9 protein-coding genes and 1 pseudogene are annotated in these 13,497 nt (G+C 71.4%); 1 reads left to right on the forward strand and 9 read right to left on the reverse strand.

What is annotated here, in order from left to right:
* Nucleotides 1–155: 155 nt before the first annotated feature.
* Both ABEE00_RS35180 and recD2 read right to left on the reverse strand, forming a co-directional pair.
* On the reverse strand, nucleotides 156–1,445 hold the full coding sequence (locus ABEE00_RS35180) for a citrate synthase (protein WP_345749889.1): 1,290 nt from the start codon (nucleotides 1,443–1,445) through the stop codon (nucleotides 156–158).
* Nucleotides 1,446–1,570: 125 nt separating this feature from the next.
* A complete protein-coding gene (gene recD2, locus ABEE00_RS35185) occupies nucleotides 1,571–3,856 on the reverse strand; it encodes an SF1B family DNA helicase RecD2 (protein ID WP_345749890.1) in 2,286 nt (761 codons plus the stop codon).
* Nucleotides 3,857–4,089: 233 nt separating this feature from the next.
* Between recD2 and ABEE00_RS35925 the strand changes: the two are divergent.
* Nucleotides 4,090–6,202: pseudogene (locus ABEE00_RS35925) on the forward strand (ABC transporter permease/substrate-binding protein).
* Between the two features lie 186 nt (nucleotides 6,203–6,388).
* On the opposite strand, the gene ABEE00_RS35200 reads toward ABEE00_RS35925, so the two are convergent.
* The 7 genes from ABEE00_RS35200 to ABEE00_RS35230 all read right to left on the reverse strand — a co-directional run bounded on the left by ABEE00_RS35200 (nucleotide 6,389) and on the right by ABEE00_RS35230 (nucleotide 13,482).
* On the reverse strand, nucleotides 6,389–7,246 hold the full coding sequence (locus ABEE00_RS35200; RefSeq protein ID WP_345749891.1) for a sugar phosphate isomerase/epimerase family protein: 858 nt from the start codon (nucleotides 7,244–7,246) through the stop codon (nucleotides 6,389–6,391).
* The gene (locus ABEE00_RS35205) at nucleotides 7,243–8,415 is read right to left on the reverse strand and encodes a dihydrodipicolinate synthase family protein (RefSeq protein WP_345749892.1); all 1,173 of its coding nucleotides are present in this window, start codon (nucleotides 8,413–8,415) and stop codon (nucleotides 7,243–7,245) included. The genes ABEE00_RS35200 and ABEE00_RS35205 overlap by 4 nt, the downstream gene beginning before the upstream one ends.
* A complete protein-coding gene (locus ABEE00_RS35210; RefSeq protein WP_345749893.1) occupies nucleotides 8,412–9,575 on the reverse strand; it encodes a Gfo/Idh/MocA family protein in 1,164 nt (387 codons plus the stop codon). Before ABEE00_RS35210 ends, ABEE00_RS35205 begins: the two co-directional genes overlap by 4 nt.
* Nucleotides 9,576–9,695: 120 nt before the next feature.
* Nucleotides 9,696–10,280, reverse strand: a complete 585-nt coding sequence (locus ABEE00_RS35215) for a hypothetical protein (protein WP_345749894.1) — start codon at nucleotides 10,278–10,280, stop codon at nucleotides 9,696–9,698.
* 6 nt (nucleotides 10,281–10,286) lie between these two features.
* Nucleotides 10,287–11,201: a carbohydrate ABC transporter permease gene (locus ABEE00_RS35220; RefSeq protein WP_451918743.1), complete on the reverse strand. Its 915-nt coding sequence runs from the start codon at nucleotides 11,199–11,201 to the stop codon at nucleotides 10,287–10,289.
* The gene (locus ABEE00_RS35225) at nucleotides 11,201–12,193 is read right to left on the reverse strand and encodes a carbohydrate ABC transporter permease (RefSeq protein ID WP_345749895.1); all 993 of its coding nucleotides are present in this window, start codon (nucleotides 12,191–12,193) and stop codon (nucleotides 11,201–11,203) included. Before ABEE00_RS35225 ends, ABEE00_RS35220 begins: the two co-directional genes overlap by 1 nt.
* A gap of 11 nt (nucleotides 12,194–12,204) precedes the next feature.
* Entirely contained in the window at nucleotides 12,205–13,482 is a 1,278-nt protein-coding gene (locus ABEE00_RS35230) for an ABC transporter substrate-binding protein (protein WP_345749896.1), read from the reverse strand.
* Nucleotides 13,483–13,497 lie beyond the last annotated feature (15 nt).

Genomic DNA, 13,497 nt, shown 5'->3' on the forward strand with positions numbered 1-13,497 from the left:
CCACCGGGTTACCCCCTCCCCCCCCCTCAATGTTTACCCCGCTATTGCTGTTACCTAGGTCTCCTCACATAGGTGCACATACGGACGGGCCCGGGCCCACAGCACCGGGCCCTTCCGTCACGCGAAGCGGCGCTCGCCACGTCAGTGGCAGCCGCTCAGCGGGACTCCACCGGCACGTAGTCGCGCAGCACCTCGCCGGTGTAGACCTGGCGCGGGCGGCCGATGCGGGAGCCCGGCTCCTTGATCATCTCGTGCCACTGGGCGATCCAGCCCGGCAGCCGGCCGAGCGCGAACAGCACGGTGAACATGCTGCTCGGGAAGCCCATCGCGCGGTAGATCAGCCCGGTGTAGAAGTCCACGTTCGGGTAGAGCTTCCGCTCGGTGAAGTAGTCGTCGGAGAGCGCGTGCTCCTCCAGACGCAGGGCGATGTCGAGAAGCTCGTCGCTCTTGCCGAGGGCCGAGAGCACATCGTGCGCGGCCGACTTGATGATCTTCGCGCGGGGGTCGAAGTTCTTGTAGACGCGGTGCCCGAAGCCCATCAGCTTCACGCCGTCTTCCTTGTTCTTCACCTTGCGGATGAAGGAGTCGACGTCGCCGCCGTCGGCCTGGATCTTCTGGAGCATCTCCAGGACGCTCTGGTTCGCGCCGCCGTGCAGCGGGCCCCACAGCGCGTTGATGCCGGCCGAGATCGAGGCGAACAGGTTCGCCTGCGAGGAGCCCACCAGGCGGACCGTGGAGGTGGAGCAGTTCTGCTCGTGGTCGGCGTGCAGGATGAGCAGCTTGTCCAGGGCGCTGACGACGACCGGGTCCAGCTCGAACTCGGCGGCCGGCACGGAGAAGGTCATCCGCAGGAAGTTCTCGACGTAGCCGAGGTCGTTGCTCGGGTACACCACCGGGTGGCCGATGGCCTTCTTGTACGCGAAGGCGGCGATGGTGGGCAGCTTGGCCAGCAGCCGGATCGTCGAGAGGTTGCGCTGCTCCTCGTCGAACGGGTTGTGGCTGTCCTGGTAGAAGGTCGACAGTGCACTGACGACCGAGGACAGCATGGCCATCGGGTGGGCGTCGCGCGGGAAGCCGTCGTAGAACCGCTTGACGTCCTCGTGCAGCAGCGTGTGCTGCGTGATGTCGTTCTTGAACCGGGCGAGCTCGTCGACGGTGGGCAGCTCGCCGTTGATCAGCAGGTACGCGGTCTCGATGAACGTGCCGCGCTCGGCGAGCTGCTCGATCGGATATCCGCGGTAGCGGAGAATTCCCTGCTCGCCATCGAGATAGGTGATGGCGGATTTGTACGCGGCCGTATTGCCATAGCCCGAATCCAGGGTCACCAGACCGGTCTCGGCACGCAGCTTTCCGATGTCGAAGCCCTTGTCACCAATGGTGCTCTCGACGACCGGGTAGCTGTATTCGCCGTCCCCGTACCGCAGTACTACAGAGTTGTCGCTCACGTCATCCCTCACCGACGTAGTGCCTCTTCTTCGAGGTGCCCTGACTCACTCCACTGTCCCCCATCAAGTGCCGTGCGGTGCACTGGGGGTCGTCCAATGGGCTCCTAGGTGGCACGCAGTGCCTTTCAGGAACATCCTGCACCCTTCACGCTCCGGCGGTCACCCCCGGAGCCGTCCCTCGTCACCGGCATACCCCCTGCGGCCCCCGGCGCACCACGGAGCCTGTGGGCGAGCGCCGTGCAGCGCCGCCCGGCCGAGACGGTGCGCACCGCCTGCCCCAGCGCGCGGCGCGAACCGACCAGCACCACAAGGCGTTTCGCCCTGGTCACGGCCGTATAGAGCAGATTGCGCTGAAGCATCATCCAGGCTCCCGTGGTGACGGGAATCACCACGGCCGGGTACTCGCTGCCCTGGGATCTGTGGATGGTGACGGCGTAGGCGTGCGCCAGCTCGTCCAGCTCGTCGAAGTCGTACCCCACCTCCTCGTCCTCGTCGGTGCGCACGGTCAGCCGCTGGTCGTCCGTGTCCAGCGCGGTGACCACGCCGACGGTGCCGTTGAAGACGCCGTTCGCGCCCTTCTCGTAGTTGTTCCTGATCTGGGTGACCTTGTCGCCCACGCGGAAGACCCGGCCGCCGAAGCGCTTCTCCGGCAGGCCCGGGCGCGCCGGGGTCACCGCCTGCTGGAGGAGCCCGTTGAGGTTGCCCGCGCCGGCCGGGCCGCGGTGCATGGGGGTCAGCACCTGCACGTCGCGGCGCGGGTCGAGGCCGAACTTCGCGGGGATGCGCCGGGCCACCACGTCCACCGCGAGCTTCCCCGCCTCCTCCGTGTCGTCCTCCACGAACAGGAAGAAGTCGCGCAGCCCCTGAGTGACCGGCGGGGTGCCGGAGTTGATGCGGTGCGCGTTGGTGACCACCCCGGACTGCTGTGCCTGGCGGAAGATGCGGGTGAGGCGCACGGAGGGCACGGGCCCCGCCCCGTCCAGCAGGTCGCGCAGGACCTCGCCCGCGCCGACCGAGGGGAGCTGGTCCACGTCGCCGACCAGCAGGAGGTGGGCGCCCGGGGGCACCGCCTTGATCAGCTTGTTCGCCAGAAGCAGATCGAGCATCGAGGCCTCGTCCACCACCACGAGGTCGGCGTCCAGCGGCCTGTCCCTGTCGTACGCCGCGTCCCCGCCGGGCTTGAGCTCCAGCAGCCTGTGCACGGTGGACGCCTCGGCGCCCGTCAGCTCGGCCAGCCGCTTCGCCGCCCGGCCCGTGGGCGCCGCGAGCAGCACCTTCGCCTTCTTGGCGCGCGCCAGCTCGACCACCGAGCGCACCGTGAAGGACTTGCCGCAGCCGGGCCCGCCGGTCAGCACCGCGACCCTCTCGGTGAGCGCGAGCCGCACCGCGTCCCGCTGCTCGGGCGCCAGCTCGGCCCCCGTGCGCGAAGCAAGCCAGCCCAGCGCGGCGTCCCAGTCGACGTCCGCGAAGGCGGGCAGCCGGTCCTCGTCCGCGCGCAGAAGCCTCGACACCTGGGCCGAGAGCGCCACTTCGGCGCGGTGGAAGGGGACGAGATAGACCGCGGTGACGGGCTGGCCGTCCTCGCCGGGGACGGTCTCGCGTACGACGCCCTCCTCCTCTGCGGCGAGCTCGGCGAGGCACTCGATGACAAGCCCGGTGTCGACCTGGAGCAGCTTCACCGCCTCGGTGATCAGCCGCTCCTCGGGCAGGAAGCAGTGGCCCTGGTCGGTGGACTGGGACAGGGCGTACTGCAGCCCGGCCTTCACCCGGTCGGGGCTGTCGTGCGGGATGCCGACGGACTGCGCGATGCGGTCGGCGGTCAGGAAGCCGACGCCCCAGACGTCGGAGGCGAGGCGGTAGGGCTGGTTCTTCACGACGGAGATGGAGGCGTCGCCGTACTTCTTGTAGATGCGCACGGCGATGGAGGTGGAGACGCCGACGCCCTGGAGGAAGACCATGACCTCCTTGATGGCCTTCTGCTCCTCCCAGGCCGCGGCGATCTTCTTGGTGCGCTTCGGGCCGAGCCCCGGGACCTGGATGAGCTGCTGCGCGTCCTCCTCGATCACCTCCAGGGTCGCGGTGCCGAAGTGGTCGACGATCTTCTCCGCCGTACGCGGGCCGATGCCCTTGATCAGCCCTGAGCCCAGATAGCGGCGGATGCCCTGGACGGTGGCGGGGAGGACGGTCGTGTAGTTGTCCACGTGGAACTGGCGCCCGTACTGCGGGTGCGAACCCCAGCGGCCCTCCATCCGCAGCGACTCGCCCACCTGCGCGCCCAGCAGCGAGCCGACGACCGTGAGCAGGTCGCCGCCGCGGCCGCCGTCGACCCTGGCGACGGTGTACCCGTTCTCCTCGTTCGCGTACGTGATGCGCTCAAGGACCCCCTCGAGCACGGCGGGCTGGAAGGTCATGAGCAGACGGTAGCCCCCGCCTCCGACAGCGCGGGAGTCCCCGGCTCCGGTTCCGGGCGGCGCGGCATCACGGGTGTCATGGCATGTCACGGGCGGCGCGTCATGTCACGGGCGGATTCACGCCGTTCGGCAACTTCCGGCGCGGCAGGGGTATTTGGCATGATCACGCCTTTGTGCGGCACACCGCGATGGACCGCGCGCGGCGTGCCGCGTGACCGGACGGAGGGGAATGCATGGCCACCGACACCGAGAAGACGTCCCAGCCACCGCCCGCCCCTCCGGGCAGCAGAGGATTCCGACTTCCGCCAGTCGTACGGAGGCTGCTGCTGGACAACGGCGCGCTGAGCGGCCTCGTCGCGCTCACCCTCGCGCTGGCCCTGCTCTCGCCCGACTTCCTCAGCACCAGGAACCTGCTGAACGTCGGCGTGCAGGCGGCCGTCACCGCGATCCTCGCCTTCGGCGTGACCTTCGTGATCGTGAGCGGCGGCATCGACCTGTCGGTGGGCTCGGTCGCCGCGTTCTCCGCGATCGTGCTCGGCTGGACGGCGACCCAGCAGGGCTGGCCGGGCTGGCTCGGCGTACTGGCCGCGCTCGCGGCGGGCGGCGCCTGCGGCCTGCTCAACGGCGCGCTGATCGCGTACGGGAAGCTGCCCCCGTTCATCGCGACCCTGGCCATGCTGTCCGCCGCACGCGGATTGGCGCTGGTCGTCTCGCAGGGCAGCCCCATCCTGCTGCCGGAGTCGGTGGCCTGGGTGGGCGGCGACCTCGGCGGGACCCTGCCGGTGCCGGTGCTGGTCCTCGCCGCGACCGGGCTGCTCGCCGCACTGATCCTGGCCCGCACGTACACCGGGCGCGCGATGTACGCGATGGGCGGGAACGAGGAGGCGGCGCGGCTCTCCGGGATCAGGGTGCGGCCGCAGAAGCTCGCGGTGTACGCGCTGTCCGGGCTGTTCGCCGCGGTCGCCGGGATCGTGCTGGCCTCGCGGCTCGCCTCGGCCCAGCCGCAGGCGGCCACGGGGTACGAACTGGACGCGATCGCCGCCGTGGTGATCGGCGGGGCGAGCCTCGCGGGCGGGGTCGGCAAGGTGTCGGGAACGCTGGTCGGCGCCCTGGTGCTGGCCGTGCTGCGCAACGGCCTCAACCTCCTTGCCGTGTCCGCCTTTTGGCAGCAGGTGGTCATCGGCGGCGTCATCGCGGTCGCCGTTCTCATCGACACATTGCGCCGCCGCACATGATCCGTACGATTCACATCGCACACACAATCTGCACCACTCGCACCACAGGCACCACCCAGGCACCACCCCGGCCGGTCAGGCCCGGCCGGGCGCACCACTGAGCGCCACGGGACAGGCACGTCGTTCCGCTCCCCTGCCACCGACTGCAAGGAATGCAGCAATGAGCAAGAGCAACAGACAGCGCACGGCCGCGGCGGCGGTTCTCCTGACCGCCTCGCTCGCACTCGCCGCCACCGGGTGCGGCACCCAGAAGACGGCGTCGGGGGGTGAGAAGTCCCCGGTGAAGCTGGGCATGGCGCTGTCCACGCTCAACAACCCGTTCTTCGTGGAGATGAAGAAGGGCGCCGAGTCCGAGGCGAAGACCGAGGGCGCCGAACTCACCGTGCAGGACGCGCAGGACGACGCCTCCCAGCAGACCAACCAGGTGCAGAACTTCACCTCGCAGAACATGAAGGCCGTCATCGTCAACCCGGTGGACTCCGACGCGGCCGTGCCCGCCGTGAAGGCCGCGCAGAACGCCGGCATCCCCGTGGTCGCCGCCGACCGCGGCGTGAATGGCGACGGCGTGAAGACCACGGTGGCCTCGGACAACGTGGGCGGCGGGAAGATGGCGGCCGACCAGGTCAGCGAACTCCTGGACGGGCAGGGCGAGGTGCTGGTGCTGCGCGGCACCCCGGGCACCTCGGCCTCCAGGGAGCGCGGCGAGGGCTTCGCCAAGGGGCTGAAGAAGCACTCGGGGCTCAAGGTCGCGGCGCGCCAGACCGCCGGCTTCGACCGCGCCAAGGCGCTGGATGTGACCACCAACGTGCTCCAGTCGCACCCGGGCGTGCGGGCCGTGTTCGCGGAGAACGACGAGATGGCGCTCGGCGCGGCCAAGGCGCTCGGCCCGCGCGCCGGGACCGAGGTCAAGATCGTGGGCTTCGACGGGACGCCCGAGGCGGTCAAGGCCGTGAAGAAGGGGACGCTCAGCGGCACGATCGCCCAGCAGCCGGGCGAGCTGGGCAGGATGGCCGTGCGCAACGCGGTGCGGGTGGCCAACGGCGACAGCGTGGAGAAGTCCATCCAGGTGCCGGTGAAGGCCGTGACGAAGAAGAACGCCGACCGCTTCTGAGCGTGCACGCGCAGCGGATGTGGAAGGGCCCGGCACCGTTCCCGGTGCCGGGCCCTCGCCCCCCCATTTCCCCCTCGGCCTCCCCGCGAGCCCCCCTCAAAGGAAGTCCGATGCCAGGTATGACACGCGTCAACGGCCAAGGGTTGTAGACCCGGAACGAGAAATTCAGAACGCGTGCCGTGAAGGTCAGAAGGCGTGCCGCAGGTACCGCTCCGCGGTCTCGGCCAGCACCTCGGCGCCGTCCCGCGCCCAGAGCCGCTCGTTGAACAGCTCCACCTCCACGGGCCCCGCGTACCCCGCGGCGTCGACGGTCTCGCGGAACTCCCGCAGCGGCACCGCCCCGTCCCCGAGCTGCCCGCGCCCCACCAGCACGCCCTCGGGCAACGGCGTGACCCAGTCGGCCAGTTGGAACAGCGCGATGCGGCCCCCGGCTCCCGCGCGCGCGAGCTGCTCCGGCACGCGCTCGTCCCACCACAGGTGGTAGGTGTCCACGGTCACCCCGACCTGTTCGGCGGGGAAGCGTCCGGCCAGGTCCAGCGCCTGACCGAGGGTGGAGACGACGCAGCGGTCGGCCGCGTACATGGGGTGCAGCGGCTCGATCGCCAGGCGCACGCCGCGTTCGGCCGCGTACGGGGCGAGCTCGGCCAGCGCGTCGGCGACCCGTTCGCGCGCGCCCGCGAGGTCGCGGCTGCCGGCGGGCAGGCCCCCGGAGACCAGCACCAGGACGCCGGTGCCGAGCGCGGCGGCCTCGTCCAGCGCGGCGCGGTTGTCCTCCAGCGCCCGGCGCCGCTCCCCCGGGTCCTCGGCGGTGAAGAAGCCGCCCCGGCACAGCGAGGTGACGGTCATCCCCGCGTCCCGCACGAGCCGCGCGGCCTTCTCCAGCCCGAATTCGCGTACGGGTTCCCGCCACAGCCCCACGGCGCCGACGCCCAACCTGCCGCACTCGGCGACCAGTTCGGGAAGCGCGAGCTGCTTCACGGTCTGCTGGTTGATCGAAAAGCGGGACAGGTCCCGGGTGCCGGTCGTGGCGCGGGCTTCGGTCATCGCGGGACTCCGTACACGGCGAGCAGCTTCCTCATGCGGTCGAGGGAGAGGTCCGGGTCGGGGAACAGGCCCAGGCCGTCGGCCAGTTCGTACGCGCGGGCCAGGTGCGGCAGGGAGCGGGCCGACTGGAGGCCGCCGGGCATCACGAAGTGCTCCTGGTGGCCCGCGAGCCAGGCGAGCAGCACCACGCCCGTCTTGTAGTAGCGGGTGGGCGCGCCGAACAGGTGCCGGGCCAGGGGGACGGTGGGGGCGAGCACGGTCCTGAAGCCCTCCGTGTCCCCGGCGTCCAGGGACCGCACCGCCTCCGAGGCCAGCGGCGCCAGCGGATCGAAGATCCCCAGCAGGGCGTCGCTGTGCCCGCGCTCGTCCCCCGCGATCAGCTCCGGGTAGTGGAAGTCGTCGCCCGTGTAGCAGCGCACGCCCTCCGGCAGCGCGCGGCGCAGCGCCACCTCGCGGTCCGCGTCGAGCAGCGAGACCTTCACGCCGTCCACCTTCTCCGGGTGCCCGGCGATGATCGCCAGGAACGCGTCGGTGGCCTCGTCCAGGTCCTCGCTGCCCCAGTAGCCGGTGAGCGCCGGGTCGAACATGGGGCCCAGCCAGTGCAGCACGACCGGGCGCGCGGACTGCCGGAGCAGTTCGCCGTACACCCGCGCGTAGTCCTCGGGGCCGCCGGCCAGCGCCGCGAGGGCGCGGGAGGCCATGAGGACGGGCTGCGCTCCGGCCTTCTCCACGTGGCCGAGCTGCTCCTCGTACGCCGTCCGCACCTCGTCCAGGGAGCGGGCCGGACCCGCGAGGTGATCGGTGCCGACCCCGCAGGCCAGGTGGCCGCCCACCGCGCGGGCCTCGGAAGCGGAGCGCTCGATCAGCTCGGCGGCTCCGGCCCAGTCCAGGCCCATGCCGCGCTGCGCGGTGTCCATGGCCTCGGCCACGCCGAGGCCGTGCGCCCACAGGTGCCGCCGGAAGGCGAGCGTCGCCTCCCAGTCCAGCGCGGCGGGACCGTCCGGCGAGGTGTCCGCGTACGGATCGGCCACCACGTGCGCAGCGGCGAGCACCGTACGGGACCGGGGCGGCCCGGAGGCGTCCGGGCGGCGCACGGCGGGCTCGGCGCGCGGGGTGTACGCGCGCAACCGCCCTCCCGCGTCCGGCAGTTGGATGCTGCGGCCGCTCACAGCGCCAGCTCCGGCACGTCCAGGCGGCGCCCCTCGGCCGAGGACCGCAGGCCCAGCTCCGCGAGCTGCACGCCGCGCGCGCCGGCCAGCAGGTCCCAGGTGTACGGGGTGCCGAGCGCCATGTGCCGCAGGAACAGCTCCCACTGGGTCTTGAAGCCGTTGTCGAACTCGCCGTTGTCCGGCACCTCCTGCCACTGCTCGCGGAAGGACTCGCCGGCCGGGAGGTCCGGGTTCCACACCGGCTTCGGCGTGGCCGACCTGTGCTGCGCGCGGCAGCGCCGCAGCCCCGCGACGGCCGAGCCCTCGGTGCCGTCCACCTGGAACTCCACCAGCTCGTCGCGGAACACCCGCACCGCCCAAGAGGAGTTGATCTGCGCCAGGACCTCCTCGCCAGCCGGCCCGTCCAGTTGGAAGACGCCGTACGCCGCGTCGTCCGCGGTCGCCCCGTACGCCTCGCCGTTCTCGTCCCAGCGGCGCGGTACGTGGGTGACCGCGTGGGCCTGCACGGTGCGGACCCTGCCGAAGAGGTTGTGCAGCAGGTACTCCCAGTGCGGGAACATGTCGCTCACGATCCCGCCGCCGTCCTCGGCGCGGTAGTTCCAGGACGGGCGCTGTGCCTCCTGCCAGTCGCCCTCGAACACCCAGTAGCCGAACTCGCCCCGTACGGACAGGATCCGGCCGAAGAAGCCGCCGTCGATCAGCCGCCTGAGCTTCAGCAGACCCGGCAGGAACAGCTTGTCCTGCACCACCCCGTGCCGCACCCCCGCGTCCCGCGCGAGGCGGGCCAGCTCCAGGGCGCCCGCCAGGCTGGTGCCGGTGGGCTTCTCCGCGTAGATGTGCTTGCCCGCCGCGATCGCCTTGCGCACCGCCTCCTCGCGGGCCGAGGTGACCTGCGCGTCGAAGTAGAGGTCGATCGAGGGGTCGGCGAGCACCGCGTCCAGGTCGGTGCTCCACTCGTCCAGGCCGTGCCGCTCCGCGATGGTCTTGAGGGCGTGGTCGCGGCGCCCCACCAGCACGGGTTCGGGCCACAGCACCTCGCCGCCGCCCAGGTCGAGGCCGCCCTGTTCGCGGAGTGCCAGCACCGAGCGCACCAGGTGCTGGCGGTACCCCATCCGTCCGGTCACGCCGTTCATGGCGATCCGCACTGTCCTGCGTGTCACGTGGTTCCTCTCTTCTCCCCCGGCCGGCGTCGGCCCGGATACAGCAAGCGCTTTCTCCCGCGGCACGCTAGGCCGCCCAACTTCCGCCCCACAAGGGCGCTTTCGGTGACGCCGGACCTCTCACCCGGCGCGCGTCTCGACCCCCGTCAGCGCGCCCGCCAGCGGCCCCGGCACCAGGAACAGCACCGGCGGCATGGCCCACGCGCACACCGCTGCCGTCGCCAGCGCGAGCAGCACGAGGCCCGAGCCGGGAAGGTCCCGCGCCGCCTGCGAGGCCCCCTCGCGGGCCGCGCGCCGCCACCCGTACGAGGGCTCCTGCACGACGCAGGCGCGCAGCCCCACCACGGCGGCCACCGACCCCGCCACGGCGAGGAACACCGCGAACGGCACCGCGAACGGCAGCCCCGCACCGGCCAGCCCCGCATCGGCGGCCAGCAGGGCGCAGCCGGCGACCAGCAGCGCGCCGGCGCCCAGGTCGGCGCGCCACCGCCGGGCGCGCAGGGCGGTGACGTACCGGCCCGCCGTGCACGGTTCCCCGTACAGCCGTCGCCGCCGCAGCAGCGCGCACGCGGTGGCCAGCGCGGCGGGCACGGTGACCAGCGGCAGGCAGGCCAGCGCCGTGGCCAGGCCGAGGGCCAGCACGTCGGCGAACAGCTCGAAGCGGGGGCCGAACAGCTCGCCGCGGTCCCGCACTTGTGCGCTCATGGGGGCTCAGCCCTTCATTCCGGAGCTGGCCATGCCCTCGACCAGCAGCCGCTGGAAGGCCAGGAAGAACAGCACCACGGGCAGCAGCGCCAGCACCGACATGGCGAACATCGGGCCGTACGCGGACTGGCTGGAGGTGTCCACGAAGGTGCGCAGGGCCAGGGTGAGCGTGTACTTCTCCGGCTCGAAGAGGTAGATGAGCTGCGTGAAGAAGTCGTTCCAGGTCCAGATGAAGGTGAAGATCGCGGTGGTCACCAGCGCGGGCCTGGTCAGCGGCAGGATGACCCGCGCGAAGGTGCGGAAGGGCCCGCAGCCGTCGATCTTCGCGGCCTCCTCCAGCTCGCGCGGGAGCCCGCGCATGAACTGCACGATGAGGAACACGAAGAAGGCGTCGGTGGCCAGGAACTTCGGCAGCACCATCGGCCAGAAGGTGTTCACCATGCCGAGCTGGTTGAAGACGATGTACTGCGGGATCAGCACCGCGTGGTGCGGCAGCATGATCGTCGCGATCATGAAGGCGAAGAGCGGCCCGCGCATCCTGAACCGCAGCCGCGCGAAGGCGTATGCGGCGAGCGAGCAGCTCAGCACGTTGCCCAGCACGGCCCCTGCGGAGATCGTCAGCGAGTTCGCGAACAGCCGGAGAAGCGAGACGCCCTCGATGCCCTCCGCCGCCGTCCCGTAGTTCTCCGCCGCGAGCCGCGAGGGCAGCAGCGCCAAGCTGGAGAGCATCTCGTCGGCGGGCTTGAAGGAGGTCGCCACGAGCCAGGCCAGCGGATAGAGCATCACCAGCAGCACGGCGAGGCAGGCGGCGTGCACGGCCAGGCGGGGCCAGTCGACCGGCTTCCTCCGGCCCGTACCGGGCGCCCCTCCGGCTCCTTCGGTACGCGGCGAAGGCGCCGGCGCTTCGGTTGCCGTGGTCATCAACGCCCCTCCCCACTCGTGCCGTTGGACGTGTCGTTCGCGTAGAAGACCCAGGCGCGGGACGTGCGGAAGAGGACCGCCGTGACCACCGCGATGGCCAGCAGCAGCATCCACGCCATCGCCGAGGCGTAGCCCATGTGCGAGGCGGTGAAGCCCCGGTCGTAGAGGTAGAGCGTGTAGAAGAGCGTGGAGTCGGCCGGGCCGCCCCTGCCGCCGCTGACCGCGAACGCCGGGGTGAAGACCTGGAACGCCTGGATGGTCTGGAGCACGAGGTTGAAGAAGACCACCGGAGAGAGCATCGGCATGGTCACCGAGGCGAACTGCCGCCACCTGCCCGCGCCGTCCACGGCCGCCGCCTCGTACAGCTCCTGGGGTATCTGCTGGAGTCCCGCCAGGAAGATCACCATCGGGGCGCCGAACTGCCACACGGTGAGCAGCGCCACGCTCAGCAGCGCCCATCCGGGCTGGTTGATCCAGCCGCCCATGTGGACGCCGAGACCGCTCAGCACGCTGTCCACGGTGCCGCCGTCGTTGAACAGCGCGCGCCACACCAGCGCGATGCTCATCGAGGCGCCGAGCAGCGAGGGCGCGTAGAAGGCCGAGCGGTAGAAGCCCTTGCCGCGCCGCATGGACTTCAGCGCCACCGCGACGGCGAGCGCGAAGGCGAGCTGGAGGGGCACCGCGATCACCACGTACAGCAGGGTGTTCAGGACCGAGCGCAGCAGCCGCGGATCCTCGGTGAACATCTGCCGGTAGTTGCGCAGCCCGACCCAGGACGGCGGGTCGAAGAGGTTGTAGTCGGTGAAGGACAGGTAGAGCGAGACCGCCATCGGCAGCAGGGTCAGCACGACGGCGCCCAGCACCCACGGGGAGAGGAACACCCAGGCGGCGCCCTCCCGTTCACGCTTGGGGCGGCGGCGCGGTCCGCCAGGGGGTTCGAGCCCTGGGCCCGGCGGCGCGGCCCGCGTCCCGGTCGCGGTGGCTGCGGACATCGCTGGGGACATCAGGGCCTCAACTCCGCTCGTGCCTCGGTCAGGAAGTCCTCGGCGACCTGGCGGGGCGTCGCGCGCTCGAAGGCCACCTGGTCGTAGTCGCGGCCGAAGACGGACTGGAGCGCGTTGTCGCCGCGCGGCGGCGCGGCGGGCGGCTCCTTGAGCCTCCCGGTCAGCTTCTTCTGGAGGTCGGCCATCTCCTTCTGGAAACCGGTCAGCTTCGGTACGACCCGGGCGCGCGCCGTGGCGTTCACGGGCAGCCCGCGGTCCACTCCGAGGATCTTCGTCCCCTCGCGCGAATTGAGCAGGAAGTCGATGAACTGCGCCGACTCCCGCGGGTGTTCGCTGTTCGCGGCGATGCCGACCAGCATCGCGGGCTTGAAGTACTGGCCAGGGGTGCCGTCCGCGCCCGAGGGCATGGGGGCCAGCGCCAGGTTCTTGCCGACCATCGCCTCGTAACCGGCCGACGGCGCGTCCCAGTTGAACTCCGCGACCGCCTGCTTGCGCCCCATCGGCGCGTTCTCCACCGAGCCGTCCATCTGCGTCGTGGAGGTCGCGGGGCTGACCAGCCCCTCCTTGCGCAGCTTCGTCGCGTACGACCAGAAGCGGTCCAGGTCGCCCGCGGTGAAGGCGGCCTGCCCCTTCGCGTCGTACAGCTCCTTGCCCCGGCCGCGCAGCCACACCTCGAACCAGTCCTCGAAGGAGCCGGGGTCGGTCATCCCGTACACGCCGTTCGCCTTCTTGAGCCGGCGCACCGCCGACTCCCAGTCGTCCCAGGTCCAGCCCGGCTTCGGCTCCTTCAGCCCGGCCTCGCGCCACGCCTTCCTGTCGTACGCCATGGCCTGCGTGCCGACGCCCATCGGGAGCGCGTACTGCTTGCCGCCCACCCGGCCCGACTTGAGGAGGCTGTGCGGCATCGCGCCGGTCGGCAGGGTGCGCCGCACGGTGCTCAGGTCGCGCAGCACGCCCGAGCCCGCGTACTGGCTGATCTGCCGGTAGTCGAGCTGCATCACATCGGGCGCGTCCCCGCCCGCGGCCTGGGTGGCCAGCTTCTGCTTGTAGGACTCGTACGGCGCGTACGAGGTCTGGATGTCGATGTCCGGGTGCGTCTTCTCGAACGCGGCGACCGCCTTGTCCGTGAGCGCGGCGCGGTCGGCGTTGCCCCACCACGTGAAGCGGAGCGTCACCTTGCCGCCCGCAGCGCCGGCGTCGCCGCCGCAGCCCGCGAGCGCCGCGCACAGCGCCAGCGCGGTCGCGGCGCAGGACACCCTCGTCCTGGTACCGGGCATGCCAGGGCCCTTTCG

This window comes from Streptomyces odontomachicola (assembly GCF_039605595.1).
GTDB lineage: Bacteria > Actinomycetota > Actinomycetes > Streptomycetales > Streptomycetaceae > Streptomyces.